The organism is Ruegeria sp. AB9, from assembly GCF_056542585.1.
Genome location: NZ_JBQGAA010000003.1, coordinates 49,986 through 65,848 on the forward strand (window position 1 = coordinate 49,986; position 15,863 = coordinate 65,848).

At 55.4% G+C, this 15,863-nt stretch carries 16 protein-coding genes; 7 read left to right on the forward strand and 9 right to left on the reverse strand.

All coding sequences use genetic code 11. The annotated features are described in order from the left end of the window. Positions 1-248 precede the first annotated feature (248 nt). A complete protein-coding gene (gene ychF, locus ACR0K5_RS09255; RefSeq protein ID WP_480629417.1) occupies positions 249-1,346 on the reverse strand; it encodes a redox-regulated ATPase YchF in 1,098 nt (365 codons plus the stop codon). 201 nt (positions 1,347-1,547) lie between these two features. Between ychF and ACR0K5_RS09260 the strand changes: the two genes are divergently transcribed. The 7 genes from ACR0K5_RS09260 (at position 1,548) to ACR0K5_RS09290 (ending at position 7,583) form a co-directional block, all read left to right on the forward strand. Beyond that, positions 1,548-2,036, forward strand: a complete 489-nt coding sequence (locus tag ACR0K5_RS09260; protein WP_480629418.1) for an acyloxyacyl hydrolase — start codon at positions 1,548-1,550, stop codon at positions 2,034-2,036. A gap of 78 nt (positions 2,037-2,114) precedes the next feature. Further along, positions 2,115-2,906, forward strand: coding sequence for a tryptophan synthase subunit alpha (trpA, locus tag ACR0K5_RS09265; RefSeq protein ID WP_480629419.1), 792 nt, complete (start codon positions 2,115-2,117; stop codon positions 2,904-2,906). A gap of 152 nt (positions 2,907-3,058) precedes the next feature. Beyond that, entirely contained in the window at positions 3,059-4,225 is a 1,167-nt protein-coding gene (locus ACR0K5_RS09270) for an alpha-hydroxy acid oxidase (protein WP_480629420.1), read from the forward strand. Between the two features lie 251 nt (positions 4,226-4,476). Continuing rightward, positions 4,477-5,130 carry a 50S ribosomal protein L25/general stress protein Ctc gene (locus tag ACR0K5_RS09275; protein WP_480629421.1) on the forward strand — a complete coding sequence of 218 codons (654 nt, stop codon included), beginning with the start codon at positions 4,477-4,479 and terminating at the stop codon, positions 5,128-5,130. 141 nt (positions 5,131-5,271) lie between these two features. Then, positions 5,272-5,952, forward strand: coding sequence for an aminoacyl-tRNA hydrolase (pth, locus tag ACR0K5_RS09280; RefSeq protein ID WP_480629422.1), 681 nt, complete (start codon positions 5,272-5,274; stop codon positions 5,950-5,952). An 83-nt stretch (positions 5,953-6,035) separates the two neighbouring features. Continuing rightward, the gene (locus ACR0K5_RS09285; RefSeq protein ID WP_480629423.1) at positions 6,036-7,199 is read left to right on the forward strand and encodes a serine hydrolase domain-containing protein; all 1,164 of its coding nucleotides are present in this window, start codon (positions 6,036-6,038) and stop codon (positions 7,197-7,199) included. 9 nt (positions 7,200-7,208) lie between these two features. Continuing rightward, entirely contained in the window at positions 7,209-7,583 is a 375-nt protein-coding gene (locus ACR0K5_RS09290; protein ID WP_480629424.1) for a DUF2237 family protein, read from the forward strand. Between the two features lie 32 nt (positions 7,584-7,615). Here the strand turns inward: ACR0K5_RS09290 and ACR0K5_RS09295 are convergent, their stop codons facing one another. From ACR0K5_RS09295 to ACR0K5_RS09330, 8 genes are all read right to left on the reverse strand, one after another. Continuing rightward, positions 7,616-9,385: an Ig-like domain-containing protein gene (locus ACR0K5_RS09295; RefSeq protein ID WP_480629425.1), complete on the reverse strand. Its 1,770-nt coding sequence runs from the start codon at positions 9,383-9,385 to the stop codon at positions 7,616-7,618. 856 nt (positions 9,386-10,241) lie between these two features. Further along, positions 10,242-11,489: a tryptophan synthase subunit beta gene (gene trpB, locus ACR0K5_RS09300; RefSeq protein WP_480629426.1), complete on the reverse strand. Its 1,248-nt coding sequence runs from the start codon at positions 11,487-11,489 to the stop codon at positions 10,242-10,244. A 68-nt stretch (positions 11,490-11,557) separates the two neighbouring features. Next, positions 11,558-11,893: a hypothetical protein gene (locus ACR0K5_RS09305; protein WP_480629427.1), complete on the reverse strand. Its 336-nt coding sequence runs from the start codon at positions 11,891-11,893 to the stop codon at positions 11,558-11,560. A 47-nt stretch (positions 11,894-11,940) separates the two neighbouring features. Then, complete coding sequence (locus ACR0K5_RS09310) at positions 11,941-12,582, reverse strand: phosphoribosylanthranilate isomerase (RefSeq protein WP_480629428.1); 642 nt, start codon at positions 12,580-12,582, stop codon at positions 11,941-11,943. A gap of 11 nt (positions 12,583-12,593) precedes the next feature. Next, entirely contained in the window at positions 12,594-12,944 is a 351-nt protein-coding gene (locus ACR0K5_RS09315) for a LapA family protein (protein WP_480629429.1), read from the reverse strand. Positions 12,945-12,951: 7 nt separating this feature from the next. Continuing rightward, positions 12,952-13,236, reverse strand: a complete 285-nt coding sequence (gene ihfB, locus ACR0K5_RS09320) for an integration host factor subunit beta (protein WP_050603110.1) — start codon at positions 13,234-13,236, stop codon at positions 12,952-12,954. 270 nt (positions 13,237-13,506) lie between these two features. Further along, a complete protein-coding gene (gene rpsA, locus ACR0K5_RS09325) occupies positions 13,507-15,183 on the reverse strand; it encodes a 30S ribosomal protein S1 (RefSeq protein ID WP_480629430.1) in 1,677 nt (558 codons plus the stop codon). A 263-nt stretch (positions 15,184-15,446) separates the two neighbouring features. Next, positions 15,447-15,731 (reverse strand): DUF6525 family protein, encoded by a 285-nt coding sequence (locus ACR0K5_RS09330; protein WP_480629431.1) that lies wholly within the window; start codon positions 15,729-15,731, stop codon positions 15,447-15,449. Positions 15,732-15,863: the final 132 nt, after the last annotated feature.

The following is a 15,863-nucleotide window of genomic DNA, read 5'->3' on the forward strand; positions in this document are numbered from 1 at the left end:
ATTGCCCATTTGGTCGCGTGAGGGGGATATAGTTGCTGGCAAATGACACCTGTTTCAAAGCGATTTTTCGCCCCAAGGGCCGGTTTTCAGTCTGCCGGATGCCTCCCGATTATAGCTGGCACAGAGAAACTCTGAGTGCGAGCGCACGCAGCAAAAAACTGAAGACTTCTGCATTGGGCTCACACCAGTCCTTGGCCTTGGCAAAGCACAACCCATCAGGTGCTCAGCCAGGCCCAGGCACTCTGCTTTCACGTATTGAACAAGAAGTGCATCACATCGCCGTCCTTGACGATGTAGCTCTTACCCTCAGCCCGCATCTTGCCCGCCTCTTTGGCGCCCTGCTCGCCATTGGCAGATATGTAGTCGTCATACGCAATGGTCTCGGCGCGGATGAAACCCTTCTCGAAATCGCCATGAATCACACCAGCGGCCTGCGGTGCAGCTGTGCCGGTTCGAATGGTCCACGCACGTGCTTCTTTCGGGCCAACGGTGAAATAGGTTTCAAGCTTGAGAAGGTCGTAGCCGGCGCGGATCAAACGGTCGAGGCCGGGTTCTTCCAGACCCATTTCTTCAAGGAACATCTGCGCTTCGTCGTCTTCCAGCAGGCTGATCTCTTCTTCGATCTTGGCGCTGATGATGACATGAGAATTGCCCTGGGCGGCAGCCATCTCTGCAACTTTGGCTGAGTATTCGTTGCCTTCAGCGGCTTCTTCTTCGGACACGTTACAGACGTACAGTACAGGCTTGGTGGTCAGAAGTTGCAGCATCTTCCATGCTTTGGCGTCTTCATCTGACACGTCAACCAACCGGGCAGGTTTGCCGTTTTCCAGCATCGCCTGCGCTTCGGCAAGCAGGCGCTCCTGTTGTTGCGCCTCTTTGTCGTTGCCCTTCAGCTTGCGCACCAGATTGGCACGGCGCTTTTCAATGCTTTCCAGATCGGCCAGCATCAGCTCGGTTTCGATGGTCTCGGCATCAGCAACCGGATCGACGCGGCCATCCACGTGCGTCACGTCGCCATCTTCGAAACATCGCAGAACATGGGCGATGGCGTCGGTCTCGCGAATATTGGCCAGAAACTGGTTGCCCAGCCCCTCACCCTTCGAGGCGCCCTTCACCAAACCGGCGATATCCACGAATGTCATCCGTGTCGGGATGATCTGTTTCGACGAGGCAATTGCTGCCAGTTTGTCCAGCCGGTCATCCGGCACGGCCACATCGCCAACGTTGGGCTCGATGGTGCAGAATGGGAAGTTCGCGGCTTGCGCGGCAGCGGTTTTGGTCAACGCGTTGAACAGGGTCGACTTGCCCACGTTCGGCAGACCCACGATTCCCATTTTAAAGCCCATGATGGCCTCCTGCATAGAATACGAACGCAGCTTCTATGCAGGTCCGCATCGATGCGCAAGCAATTGCTGGAGCCGCTTTGAGTGAGTCCAATTCGCCACATCACAAAAACGTTCAAAAAACGTGTTCTTGGTGGAACTGAAAAAAAGACCTTACGATAACCAGTTAGCATTGAACAACGCGAATAGTATCGGCAGAACACTATGAAACACCTTCTTCTTGCGGCCGCATTGACGGCATCTACATATGCGACAGCTCAAGCCCAAACTGTAGTTTTCGGCGCTGGATACGCAGACTTTTCTGACAGCGGATCCGATGACCAAGGGCTTTTTTCACTCGAATATCAGCATAGGCCGTTTCATCAGGCAGCCCGGTTCAGCGCTGGATGGGGGGCCGCGCTGTCAGTTCATGGAAACGGGGACACACATATCGGCGCGGGCCTGATTGGCCTGTATTCGCTGAACGAGCGCTGGTTTATCGAAGGCAGTGTTATGCCCGGCTACTTCAATTCCAATGATGATGACAATGACCTGGGCGGAGAATTCCAGATCCGCAGTCTTTTGGGTCTTGGATATAACCTGAACAATGACAACAGCATCTCGGTTGCGATCACGCATAAATCGAACGCCAGCACCAACGATGACAACCCAGGTGTCAATGCCGTGCTGCTACGGTATCATCTGGGCTTCTGATCTATTCCTGCCCTGGCGGGATTGATTTTCGGTCAAAGTTTCTGCACACGGGTCGAAACCCGAGTGCAAGGACATCCGATGACCCGTATCGACGCAAAGTTTGCCGCCCTGAAAGCCGAAGGTAAAAAGGCATTTGTCGCCTATATCATGGCAGGGGACCCCGACTATGACACTTCGCTTGAAGTGGTCAAAGGTCTTCCGGGTGCCGGGGTGGATGTTATCGAGCTGGGTCTGCCCTTCACCGACCCGATGGCGGATGGCCCTACAATTCAGGCTGCCGGTCAGCGCGCGCTGGATGGCGGCATGACGTTGCAGCGTACACTGGATCTGGCACGTGCGTTTCGGGAAACAGACGACACAACGCCAATTGTTTTGATGGGGTATTACAACCCGATTTACAGCCGGGGCGTAGATGCATTTCTGGCCGACGCCAAAGAAGCCGGCATCGATGGTCTTATCGTTGTGGACTTGCCGCCCGAAGAAGACGCAGAACTGTGCTTGCCCGCGCAGGCAGCGGGCCTGAACTTCATCCGCCTGGCAACCCCCACTACTGATGACAAACGTCTGCCGCGTGTTCTGCAGAATACATCTGGTTTTGTGTATTATGTCTCGATCACAGGTATCACGGGCGCGGCTGAAGCTCAGGCGAAGGATGTCGGCCCCGAGGTTGCCCGCATCAAAGCCGCGACCGAACTGCCGGTGATCGTGGGCTTTGGCATCAACACCCCCGAGAAATCCCGCAACATCGCTTCGGTAGCAGACGGCGCTGTCGTTGGCTCGGCAATCGTCAGCCAGATCGGCGCAGGCAAGCCGGTCGCTGAAGTGCTGGATTTTGTTAAGTCCCTTTCGGATGGCGCGCACAGCGTCTGATCCGGCAGGCACATCAACACAACAAAAGGTCCGCCGCAGAACTTTCTGCCGCGGACCTTTTTTTTGACTGCCGGGCACCAGATCAGATCATTGCAGCCTTGGAAATGCATTGGTAAGAAAAACTAACCAGTGAAACCGGGAGGTCAGCAATCGTGCCAGTGATCACCAATATCGAAGACCTCAGGCGCATCTACGAACGTCGTGTACCCCGGATGTTCTACGATTATACCGAAAGTGGAAGCTGGACTGAACAGACCTTCCGCGAAAACAGTTCCGACTTTGAAAAAATCCGCCTGCGCCAACGGGTTGCTGTTGATATGTCCGGACGCTCGACAGCCTCACAAATGATTGACGAGGATGTCTCGATGCCGGTTGCGCTGGCTCCGGTCGGGTTGACAGGGATGCAGCATGCGGACGGAGAGATGAAGGCCGCAAAAGCTGCAGAAGAGTTTGGTGTTCCCTTCACCCTTTCAACTATGTCGATCAACTCGATCGAAGATGTGGCAGAGCACACTAACAAACCGTTTTGGTTTCAGCTCTACACGATGAAGGATACCGACTACGTCAGCCGCCTTATTCAGCGGGCCAAGGACGCCAAATGTTCAGCCTTGGTGATCACCCTGGATTTGCAGATTTTGGGCCAACGGCATAAAGACCTGAAAAATGGCCTTTCTGCCCCTCCAAAACTGACCGCAAAAACCCTTGCGAACCTGATGACCAAATGGGCCTGGGGCATTGAAATGCTGGGGGCTCAGCGGCGAGAGTTCGGCAATATTGTAGGGCATGTGCACGGTATCTCGGACGCATCCTCTCTCGGGGCCTGGACCGCCGAGCAGTTCGACCCCAGCCTGGACTGGACCAAAGTCGAAGAACTTATGGAACAATGGGGCGGAAAGGTGATCCTGAAAGGTATCCTCGACGCGGACGACGCGAAAATGGCGGCCAAACTGGGGGCAGATGCCATTGTGGTGTCAAACCATGGCGGACGTCAGCTCGATGGCGCGCTCAGCTCGATCCGGGTATTGCCCGAAATCATGGATGCCGTTGGAAATGATATCGAAGTGCATCTGGACAGCGGTATCCGGTCGGGTCAGGACGTCCTCAAGGCGTTGGCTCTGGGGGCCAAGGGGACATATGTCGGCCGCGCATTTATCTATGGCTTGGGCGCAATGGGTCAGAAGGGCGTCACTACGGCGCTTGAGGTGATTCAAAAGGAACTTGATACGACAATGGCGCTTTGCGGTGAAAAGTCTGTTGATACATTGGGACGGCATAACCTTCTGGTGCCGGAGGATTTCGGCGGCCGTTGGCAAGACTGAACCAACAGAGTATTTGGAGACCTTGCTCCCGCCGCAGGTTCCCGGCTCCTTCCCACTAGAAATTTATGGCCAGATGAAACGTGGGATTCTTCATTCATCTGGCCGGAAACACCTCGGAACCCGAGGCAGGCCCCCGCAAAACAACAAGGTATGAATTACCCCTTTCCAATCGTAGTGAATCGGGATAAGGACGCGGCTTCACGCGGGTATACAGCCTTGGAGGATACCCGCCCTAACATTGGAGAATTATCATGGCTGGAGAGATTCCTGATCTCGTAGCTCTGGAACGGACGGGGACAGGCAAGGGCGCCGCTCGTAAAACACGCCGCGAAGGCATGGTTCCGGGTGTTGTATTTGGCGGCGACAAAGATCCGCTGGCGATTCAGATCCCGTTCAATGAACTGTTCAAGCGTCTGAAAGCCGGCCGCTTCAAGTCGACCCTGTGGAACCTGAAGGTCGAAGGCCACGAAGACGTTCGCGTCATCTGCCGCGACGTTCAGCGTGATGTCGTCAAAGACCTGCCGACCCACCTGGACCTGATGCGCCTGCGCCGCACCACCAAGATCGCACTGTTCATCCCGGTTGAGTTCATCAACGAAGATGAAGCCCCCGGCATCAAGAAGGGCGGCGTTCTGACCGTTGTCCGCCCGGAAGTCGAACTGATGTGCACCGCCGGTGATATCCCTGAGAAGATCACCGTCGATGTGACCGGAATGAACATCAACGATGTTGTCACCATTTCGTCGGTTAACCTGCCTGAAGGCACCAAACCGACCATCGACCGTGACTTCGTGATCGCAAACGTCTCGGCACCAACTGGTCTGTCCACAAGCGACGACGAAGAAGGTGAAGAAGGTGAAGTTGCAGTCGATGAAGTCGAAGTCGTCGGCAAAGAAGAAGAATAAATCCGGACCCAACTTCCGGATTTTGAAACGGGGTTCTAACGAGCCCCGTTTTTTTATTTGCAAGACGTTCGGGCCTGGCTGGATTTCCAGCGCATTTCCGGGCATCACATGGCCTCAAGGCTACAGAGGCGGAGTACGATCATGAAACTCTTTGTCGGATTGGGAAACCCGGGTCAGAAATACGCCCGGAACCGGCACAATATCGGGTTTATGGCCGTGGACCGAATTGCAGATGATCATGGGTTTGGACCTTGGAAATCCAAGTTTCAGGCCGAACTGTCAGAAGGCCGTCTGGGGCCTGAGAAGATCCTGCTGTTGAAACCACAAACCTTCATGAACCGGTCGGGTCAATCCGTGGGTGAAGCGATGCGTTTCTACAAGCTCGACTCCACTGATGTTGTCGTGTTCCATGACGAATTAGACCTTGCGCCAGGCAAAGTGCGCGTCAAGGCGGGCGGCGGTCACGCCGGGCATAATGGCCTGCGCTCAATCCACGACCATATCGGGGCTGCCTATGACCGCGTGCGACTGGGAATCGGGCATCCGGGCCGTAAGGAAATGGTCTCGGCCTATGTCCTGAACGACTTTGCGAAATCCGAAGCGGATTGGCTCGACAACGTTCTGCGGGGTATTTCGGACGGAGCGCCTCATTTGGCACAGGATGACGGTGGAAAATTCATGAACGCGGTTGCTTTGCGCACTGCGCCGCCTCGGTCGTCAAAGACAGTTGCTCCGAAAGCTGAATCCGCGCCAAAGGCACCCCCCGAACCGCAGGTCGACGAACGATCTGCCATGCAAAAGCTATTGGACAAGTTCAAATAGCACCGTGCCCTCTTTCCGTAACGTAGGCGTTGCGAAAACAGGGCGTCCACGTTCCAATACCTATCAACAAGGGAGGCTTTGCGATGAGATCCATACTGAAGTGGATTCTGCGCATTGTGCTGGCGTTGGCTCTGGCCGCCGCTGCCGTTGGGCTTTGGAAACGCGAAGAGTTACAGCGCCTGATGGCAGTGAACTCATTGTTTTCAGAGGACAGGATCGTTCATAATTTTTCGCACATGGACAAGGCATTTCTGACCGTGGATTTGCCGCGCGGAAACGCCCCAACATGGGAACTGTCTTACGGCGAAGGTTTTGATCTTCCTGAAGGCACCGACAATTGGATCAATGAACGCTCTGTCACCTCTTTGCTGGTCATGCAGGACGGCAAGATTCGGTTCGAGGAATACTATCTGGGCACCGGTCCCGATGATCGCCGGATTTCGTGGTCAGTGGCAAAAAGCTATCTTTCGGCGCTTTTCGGCATTCTCCTGCATGAGGGCGTAATCGCTTCATTGGATGATCCAGTCGTCAAGTACGCCCCCAAACTTGCAGGCAGCGCATATGACACGGCGACAATTCGGAACGTTCTGAACATGGCCAGCGGCGTCACGTTTGACGAAGATTATCTGGACCCGAAATCTGACATCAACAGGATGGGTCGTGTGATTGCCCTGGGAGGTGAACTGGACGATTTTGCAGCCTCATTGCAGGACAGTTTCGCGCGCCCCGGTGAAACCTGGCAATACGTTTCCATAGACACGCATGTATTGGGCATGGTGATACGCGGAGCGACTGGTCGCAGTGTCGCGGATCTTTTGACGGAAAAAATCCTTCAGCCCTTGGGCCTTGAGCGTGACGGGTACTATGTCACTGACGGCGCTGGTGTCGCCTTCGTTCTGGGCGGTTTGAACTTCACGACACGTGACTTTGCACGGTTCGGACAAATGATCCTGCAAGATGGGGAATTGAACGGTCGGCAAGTGGTGCCCGCCGACTGGATATTCGAAGCAACTCAACCCAGCGCCCCGACCGCTCAGGGGAAGATTGGGTATGGGTACCAGTGGTGGATCCCACGCGGGGCCCATGAGGGTGAGTTTCTGGCCCGAGGCGTGTATGGGCAATACATCTATTTCAACCAACCTCGTGGCGTTCTGATTGTGTCAACCGGCGCTGACCGACGGTTCCGTGACCCAGGCGTGAACGACCAGAATATCGAAATGTTCCGCAAGATCGCAGAAAGCCTGTAAGGTGTTTTCATGCAGAAGCAAGACAGTATCAATGTACTCGGCGGCGTTCTGGCGCCCTGCTCACGCGATCCTCTGACCGGGTTTTTTCGGGATGGTGCGTGCAATACCTGCCCTGAGGATCAAGGGAGCCATACCGTTTGCGCCGTGATGACCGCCGAGTTTCTGGCTTTCTCGAAATATGTCGGCAATGATCTGAGCACGGCTCGGCCCGAATTCGATTTTCCAGGCCTCAAACACGGTGACAGCTGGTGCTTGTGTGCCAGCCGGTTCTTACAAGCTCATGACGAAGGATGCGCTCCAAAGGTTCACCTGGAAGCAACGCATCAACGTGCGCTTGAGATTGTACCGCTTGATATCTTGCTTCAGAACAAAGCGAATGCCTGACCGGAGATCCACGATCCGGTCTCGCCATTGGTTCAGAATGTCATTTGCCAGATCAGGTTGATGCTGTAGTTTTCAAAATCGCTTTCGCCAATGCCGTCATAGAACACGTTTGCTGTAAGCAAGCTGTTGTTTTCCAACCGGTAGTCAAAGCCCAAATCCGCGCGGGCACGGGCAGTGTCGCCAATCGGCGTCACGCCGGGAACTGTGCCAGTACCGGAGGTCGTGCTCCAAATCCCTGATAGCCCACCCGTCAACATCATCTCACCACGTGACACCTGCAGCGGGTGGCTGAAATCGATACCCAACCGCGCTGTTGTCAGGCTAAAGTCCTGCTGAGGGATCAGGTTACCCAGACTGTCGGTATAAGCTTCCTGATCGTCACTGGCATAGCTCACGTCCAGCAATGGCATCAGCGTCAGGGCTCCCCGCTTTATCTCACCGGTCACGCGCGACTGAACCAACCAGCGTTCACTGTCGAAACTGTCCTCGTAGGTCCCCAGCGGAGAGATGTTGTTATCGGCTTGCCCGTAAAGAACGCGACCTTCGAAATACACCGGTTGATTGGGCAATTTTGCCACGACATAAGGACCAACCAGCCAGCCCGTACCGTCCACGCTGGCCGGGCCGTTTTCCGTCTCGGCGTAGTCAAACTGAAGCATGGCACCGATCAACAGGTTCGAACTGATCTGACGGTGAGCCCCCACAACTGCCAAGGCGTAGGAACTGTCAAAATCGTCTTGTGAGCTCCAGTTGCCGGTCACACTGAACCAGACAGGGCGCGATGGATCGCTGGCAAAATTCAGATGCCCCGAACCCTGAGTGACAGAGGAATCCAGCACGCCTGATCCTGAACGCTGCAAAAACTGGGTCAGTTTTGGCTGGTTGCTCACAAGGCTATTGGTGCGGGCATTCTGAAATGCCTGAATTTGGCGCCGGGTATCAACGACAATCTGGTTTGCTACTGTCACTTCAGTCGAGGCGATACTGGGGTTGCCTGCCAAATCCGCTGCCGCACCAGCCAATACGATCAGGCTCAGGTCGCCCGCGCCAGATGGCGTAACAGTAGCAGAGTAAATTCTCGGACCTCCCGAAACCGCTCCAACAGTACCGTTCGTGACCGAGATACCCGCAGGGCTAAATCCTGTAACGTCTTCGGAAAATGTAAAGGTGACATTAATCGGGTCCAGGCCGTTGAAGTTGGCCGGAAGACCTCCAATCGTCACGGTTGGACCGCTTGCGTCATACACTGTACTGACGGTGTTAGAGGCCAGGTTGGTATTCCCGGCCGCATCTGTGAAAACTCCCGCAGGGATTGATAGTTCAACAAGTCCGTTTGCCTGGGCTGTAAGCGTAGCCGTGTAGATAGATCCAGCTCCGGACAGAGTGGCCGTTGCGTTGGTCAATGCCAGGTCTCCTACAACGAAATCCGTACTTGGCTCGCTGAGAGTAATCGTCGCCTGAAAAATACCGCTGCCGGTAGGTGTCAATGCTCCAATTGATGCCGTGGGCTGTGTCGTATCTACCAATACTCGCGTGCTGATGATCTGGGTTGTCGTCACACCGGACAGCGCGATCTCATAGCGATACAGAGGCCCGCCCACTGCTTCGCGCGCGGTAAACGTAATCCCGATATACCCGTCTGTTGCATATGTGGAATTCGCTCCATCCTGGCTGATAATGGTCGCGCCCAGGTATCCCAGAAGGTCCAACCCACCTGGCGTGATCGCAGGCAGGCTCGAATCAACACCGCCGGCGAAATAGAATGACCCTCCTGGAACCTCTCCGGAAAGTCCCAAAGACATGAACGCTGTCTGGCTGCCTTGCAAGTTAGAAAAAACAATCTGCTGGCCGTTTGGAGTGGCAATGCTGCGAAAAGGAAATGAAGGGCCACCAAAAGCCTTACCTTCTTGGACGCTTCCGATCACGAGCGCTGAAATCAGAAAAAAGAGGCACGACAGCCTCAATGCCACGGACCTAACCATTTTACCTCCTACACAGCACCGCGAGGGTGCTAAACACCAAGGTGCTCGGGGCAAAAAACCGCATCCCGAGCAGCGTCATCCATTGTCCCATCTTCATAGAGACTTCCCCTGAACCGGCCGCAACAACGCCAGTTAGCCAAAAGTTAAATCAAATCGGAGACGCTGTATAGAATGGGAAAAGATTCAACTCTGGCGTGCGGGTCACATAGTCGTGCACAAACCTCAGGGTACAGGCGACACAATCCAGAAAACGTCCCGAAATCCCGTGTTATCAAGGCGTCTTCGCAGTGATCCAACTCAATGAGCCGTGACTACGCAATTCAAATTCTCTGGGAGTACAGGTTGCAAAATCTCTTCTTTATCGCAAAAATTGCAACAGTTACTGACAGTACTTGTGACTGCCGATAAAGGGGAAACAATCTTACGGGGAACGATCTGAGTTTCACCGCAACCCCGCGAATCCTCCGGCTTCCGCGTTGTTCTCGATTGCGTCTTGGTGACACTCTATTTCGTACAGGCAAGTCCGCTGCCGTCTGGATACGTCACAGCTCTGACTACTCGATCCGTCGTTTCTTCGAAACTCGGGACGTTTCGCATGGGTGTTGATGGGTTCAGGGCTGCGCAAGTTGCGCAGCGCGAAAACAAAAAAACCGGGGCACGTGGCCCCGGTTCACAATCAATCTGCCGTACGGCCTTCGGTATCTGACATGTCGAAATTCAGATATTTCGCCACGGTCTGCACGTCCTTGTCTCCGCGACCACACATGTTCATGCAAATCAGGTGATCCTTGGGCAGCTTCGGAGCGATCTTCATCACATGGGCCAATGCGTGACTTGGCTCCAGCGCCGGGATGATCCCCTCGGTGGCGCAGCATAGCTGGAATGCTTCAAGCGCTTCCTTGTCAGTGATCGAGACATAATTCGCGCGGCCAATCTCGTGCAGCCAGGAATGCTCGGGCCCGATGCCCGGGTAGTCCAGACCGGCCGAGATGGAATAGCCTTCAAGAATCTGGCCATCGTCATCCTGCAGCAAATAAGTCCGGTTGCCGTGCAGCACACCCGGACGACCGCCGGTCAGCGAAGCGCAGTGCTCCATCTTTTCGTTCACGCCCTTACCACCGGCCTCAACACCGATAATGTTGACGTCCTTGTCGTCGAGGAATGGGTAGAACAGGCCCATCGCGTTCGAACCGCCGCCGATCGCCGCAATGATCGTGTCGGGTAGACGACCTTCAGCCTTCATCATCTGCTCTTTCGCTTCCTTGCCGATGATCGACTGGAAATCGCGAACCATTGCCGGATAGGGGTGTGGGCCAGCCACGGTCCCGATACAGTAGAACGTGTCGCGCACGTTGGTCACCCAATCGCGCAGCGCGTCATTCATCGCATCCTTGAGCGTGCCACGACCCGAGGTCACCGGGATCACCTCGGCCCCCAGAAGACGCATACGGAATACATTCGGGGCCTGACGCTGCACATCATGCGCGCCCATGTAAACGATGCATTTCAAGCCAAACTTGGCACATACGGTAGCCGTCGCAACGCCGTGTTGCCCTGCCCCGGTTTCAGCAATGATCCGAGTCTTGCCCATGCGACGCGCCAGAATGATCTGGCCCAAGACGTTGTTGATCTTGTGCGCACCGGTGTGGTTCAACTCATCGCGTTTGAGGTAGATCTTCGCACCGCCCAGATGCTCGGTCAGGCGTTCCGCGAAATACAGCGGCGAGGGACGGCCAACGTAGTTTGCCCACAGGTCATCCATCTCGGCCCAGAAGGTCGGATCATCCTTGGCTTTGTCATATTCCTCTTCCAGCGACAGGATCAGCGGCATCAGTGTTTCGCTAACAAAACGCCCGCCGAAAATGCCAAAGCGCCCCTGTTCGTCAGGGCCGGACATGAAGGAATTGAAAAGATCGTTGGCCATGGGTGTCTCCCTCGTCGTATTCGTTGTTCATAGGTGCTGGCGACCGGATTTGCCATGGGCAAAACGCATCATTCCACAACCTGCGTATTCTGACGCCAGACCTGAATCGCCTGTTCCGGTGTGGGCACACCGATGCACGGAAAATGGTGGAACCTGTTCACATCTGCCAAACGATCAACCGCCAACACGACACGTTTGTGGGGGCCGGACTGGGAAAAGGTCAGCATCGCCTCGATGTCATGCCAGACACTGAGTGAAAAATAGAGGCCATCCTGCCTGAAAACGGCAGCGTGCAGGCACAACGGATCGCCCTTCGCCTGCCGATAGGCCTGTCCTGCGCGCCAGAAAAACTCCGGCGCATTGTACCAGTGTCTCAAGGAAACACCCCCGATTGCTGCCAGCATACTCCATCCCTCCGTTTCGAGGGATACGCGGCAAGATCTGTATCAGATCACCCGAGAGCGGTCGCAAAGTCGCGGATCAGGTCCACATCTTTCACACCCGGTGCGCTTTCGACGCCGGATGAAACATCCACTTGACGGGCGCCCGTCATCCGGATTGCTTCGGCAACGTTTTGGGGTGTCAGGCCACCGGCCAGCATCCATGGTCGCTGCCAGTATTTCCGCCCCGCCAGCAACCGCCAGTCAAAGGCCAACCCATTGCCACCCGGCAATTCCGATTCTCTGGGCGGTTTCGCATCGATCAGCAGTTGATCGGCCACTTCAGAATAAAGATCGATTGCCGCTAGATCCTCAGCCTCGGCTACTCCGATAGCCTTCATCACCGGCAACCCAAACCGCTCCCGGACTTCGCTTACCCGTTCGGGCGACTCCTTGCCGTGCAATTGAAGCATATCAAGTGGTACAGTTGAAACGATGCCGTCCAATTCCTCGTCAGTGGCATTCACGACCAAAGCCACCTTGGCAACACCAGCAGGGACCAGATGTGCCAGTTCTGCAGCCCGCGAAACAGTCAGATTGCGCGGCGATTTCGGAAAGAACACAAACCCTAGATAGCCCGCGCCGGCCTCGTTCGCCGCGCACACGTGATCAGGGGCGGTCAGACCGCAGATTTTGAACCGAACATCAGACATAGCGTTTAGGCTCAGCTCGCCTCATCCAGAAGGGCAAGAACTTCGTCTTTACCTTCGTTTTGCTTTTTCTTGAGTTTCTTGACTTCTCGCTCAAGCTTGCGCACTTCGCCTTTTTTCGTGGACGCATCGCGGCGATGTTTGTGTTCCCGCAGCCATTCCCACATGAAGCCGATGATCAAACCAGCCACAACACCGCCCAGCACCACCAGAAACAGCGGCAGTGACGTGCTGAGGTTAAAGCCCAGAAGCTCGGCCAGAGCATCCGGCATCAGTTTCAGTTCAACGGATTGAACATTGGCGAGAGACACGGAAATCAGGATGATCCCGAGGGCCGCCAGGAAAGCATATCGAAGGTAACGCATCATAGTGTCAGGCTTTACCGTTCAATCGATCCCTGAGCAACTTGCCAGTTTTGAAAAACGGTACACATTTTTCTTCAACCTGCACTGTTTCGCCCGTGCGCGGGTTACGACCGACGCGCGCGTCGCGCTTTTTGACGGAAAACGCACCAAAGCCCCGCAACTCCACACGGTCACCGCGCGCCATGGCATCTGTGACTTCTTCGAATACGGTGTTCACGATCCGCTCGACATCACGCTGATAGAGATGCGGGTTTTCGTCAGCGATTTTCTGAATCAATTCTGAACGGATCATGCGTGATACCCTCCCAGGCAGCCGGTGTGACAGGTCTACTGTTTTGACAGTATAGGAAAAAACCCGAAAGGGGGGAACGGATACTCTGTGTGTTGAGGCTTTATTTTGCCACATTCTCACGCGAAATTTTACTTGTCAGGCCAAATTCCACACTTATTGCGCGAACAATCCCCCGCTTAACCCGGCTGATCGGAAACTATTGATTCGCAACAAAAACGGCCCCGCACTGTCGTGCGAGGCCGAAAATCATGTTTGATATCCGCTTTGAGATTAGTCGCCGGATTTCAGCGCTGCACCCAGAATGTCGCCCAGCGATGCACCGGAGTCTGAGGAGCCGTACTGTTCCACGGCCTCTTTCTCTTCGGCGATCTCGCGTGCCTTGATCGACAGGCCCAGACGACGGGTCTTGCTGTCGACATTGGTGACGCGGACGTCAACCTTGTCACCGACCGAGAAACGCTCGGGGCGCTGCTCTGCACGGTCACGCGACAGGTCCGAACGGCGGATGAAGGATTTCATGCCTTCGTATTCCACCTCGATGCCGCCATCTTCGATTGCGGTCACTTCGACAGTCACGATCGAGCCACGCTTCACGCCACCCACGGCTTCGGCGAACTTGTCACCGCCCAAGGCTTTGATCGACAGCGAAATACGCTCTTTTTCGACATCAACTTCCGATACGACAGCCTGAACGACATCGTTCTTGTGGTAGTTCTGGATGGCATCCTCTCCACGCTCGTCCCAGGACAGATCCGACAGGTGAACCATGCCGTCGATGTCGCCTTCGAGGCCAATGAACAGACCGAATTCGGTGATGTTCTTGACTTCGCCTTCGACCTCGGTGCCCTCGGGGTGTGTTTCAGCAAACACTTCCCATGGATTGCGCTGAGTCTGCTTCAGGCCCAGAGACACGCGACGCTTGGCGCCGTCGATTTCCAGAACCATGACGTCGACTTCCTGGCTGGTCGAAACGATCTTGCCGGGGTGGACGTTTTTCTTGGTCCAGGACATCTCGGACACGTGCACCAGACCTTCGACACCGGCTTCCAGCTCGACGAACGCGCCATAGTCGGTGATGTTGGTGACGCGACCCTGATGGACCGAGCCCAGCGGGTATTTCGCAGCAACCAGATCCCATGGATCTTCCTGCAGCTGCTTCATGCCCAGGCTGATGCGGTGGGTCTCTTTGTTGATCTTGATGACCTGAACCTTGATGGTTTCGCCGATCGTCAGAATCTCGGACGGGTGGTTCACACGACGCCATGCCATGTCGGTGACGTGCAGCAGGCCGTCAACGCCGCCCAGGTCAACAAATGCACCGTATTCGGTGATGTTCTTGACAACACCTTCAACGGTCTGACCTTCGGACAGGTTGCCGATAACTTCGGCACGCTGTTCGGCACGCGATTCTTCCAGGATTGCGCGGCGCGAAACAACGATGTTGCCACGGCGGCGGTCCATTTTCAGAATTTGGAACGGCTGCTTCAGACCCATCAGCGGGCCAGCGTCGCGCACGGGGCGAACGTCAACCTGCGAACCGGGCAGGAACGCAACTGCGCCACCCAGATCGACAGTGAAGCCACCTTTGACGCGACCAAAGATTGCACCTTCGACGCGCTGGTCGTCGGCATATGCTTTTTCCAGACGGTCCCATGCCTCTTCACGGCGGGCCATCTCGCGCGAGATGACGGCTTCGCCACGGGCGTTTTCTGCGGCACGCAGGTAAACTTCAACCTCGTCGCCAACAGCGATTTCAGGGGCTTCGCCGGGATTTGCGAATTCTTTCAGATCAACGCGGCCTTCCATTTTGTAGCCTACGTCGATGATGGCCTGGCCGGCTTCGATCGCCAGAACCTTGCCTTTGACAACAGAACCCTCTTCGGGTGTGTCCATTTCGAAGCTTTCATTAAGGAGGGCTTCGAATTCCTCCATGGATGCGTTAGCCATGTGGCGTCATTTTCCTTTACATACGTTTTTGCTGGCCGAGCGGTTGTCTCCGCCGGTCTTGTTTCATGATGTCTTCAGGCGTGATCCGGTGCGCCGCTGAGCAAACAAACACAAAGGGCCGAGGTGACCCGGCCCTGCTCAGAAACGTCATCCGGACGTTGACCGCCCGTGTATCGACAGCGCGCGTATAGGCGGATTCCCCGATATGTGCAAGGGCAAACCCCATGTTTTCAAGGTTCGGCGGGTCTTGGTGAGTGCGCGGTTCAGCTTTTGACACTCCAAACCCCGGCATCGCGCCGCAGCATAGCCTGTTCGATTTCATCCAGACGCATCAGCGCTGCGGACGGATTGCGCGCTCCACCAGCTCGGTTCCAGATTTTCTGTGCCGAGATGGGGCTCCACGGCAGGCTTGCCGAGGCCAACCACTGCCGCAATCCCGATGGAAGCGAGTCGTAAACCTGCATTGGCGCCGTCTGTCGCTTCCGGCGCTTGAGGTCACTCCGCAGGTTCCGCCCTGTCTTGTGGCCTTGCTTTAATTGCTTTTGCAATGTGCTCGCCTCTGGGTTTAGAATGTGATTACATTACATAATTATAGGATGCGCTGAAAGCTATAAAGGCGGGGATCTTGGACCCCGCCTTTCATTTTCTTCAAAATACGTCCCGCGCGACGCGCAGAGACC

Bases quoted from the DNA above. Each gene is read 5' to 3' on its own strand.
- ychF (WP_480629417.1), bottom strand. From the start codon at position 1,346: ATGGGCTTTAAAATGGGAATCGTGGGTCTGCCGAACGTGGGCAAGTCG.
- ACR0K5_RS09260 (WP_480629418.1), top strand. From the start codon at position 1,548: ATGAAACACCTTCTTCTTGCGGCCGCATTGACGGCATCTACATATGCG.
- trpA (WP_480629419.1), top strand. From the start codon at position 2,115: ATGACCCGTATCGACGCAAAGTTTGCCGCCCTGAAAGCCGAAGGTAAA.
- ACR0K5_RS09275 (WP_480629421.1), top strand. From the start codon at position 4,477: ATGGCTGGAGAGATTCCTGATCTCGTAGCTCTGGAACGGACGGGGACA.
- pth (WP_480629422.1), top strand. From the start codon at position 5,272: ATGAAACTCTTTGTCGGATTGGGAAACCCGGGTCAGAAATACGCCCGG.
- ACR0K5_RS09285 (WP_480629423.1), top strand. From the start codon at position 6,036: ATGAGATCCATACTGAAGTGGATTCTGCGCATTGTGCTGGCGTTGGCT.
- ACR0K5_RS09290 (WP_480629424.1), top strand. From the start codon at position 7,209: ATGCAGAAGCAAGACAGTATCAATGTACTCGGCGGCGTTCTGGCGCCC.
- ACR0K5_RS09295 (WP_480629425.1), bottom strand. From the start codon at position 9,385: ATGTCTTTGGGACTTTCCGGAGAGGTTCCAGGAGGGTCATTCTATTTC.
- trpB (WP_480629426.1), bottom strand. From the start codon at position 11,489: ATGGCCAACGATCTTTTCAATTCCTTCATGTCCGGCCCTGACGAACAG.
- ACR0K5_RS09305 (WP_480629427.1), bottom strand. From the start codon at position 11,893: ATGCTGGCAGCAATCGGGGGTGTTTCCTTGAGACACTGGTACAATGCG.
- ACR0K5_RS09310 (WP_480629428.1), bottom strand. From the start codon at position 12,582: ATGTCTGATGTTCGGTTCAAAATCTGCGGTCTGACCGCCCCTGATCAC.
- ACR0K5_RS09315 (WP_480629429.1), bottom strand. From the start codon at position 12,944: ATGCGTTACCTTCGATATGCTTTCCTGGCGGCCCTCGGGATCATCCTG.
- ihfB (WP_050603110.1), bottom strand. From the start codon at position 13,236: ATGATCCGTTCAGAATTGATTCAGAAAATCGCTGACGAAAACCCGCAT.
- rpsA (WP_480629430.1), bottom strand. From the start codon at position 15,183: ATGGCTAACGCATCCATGGAGGAATTCGAAGCCCTCCTTAATGAAAGC.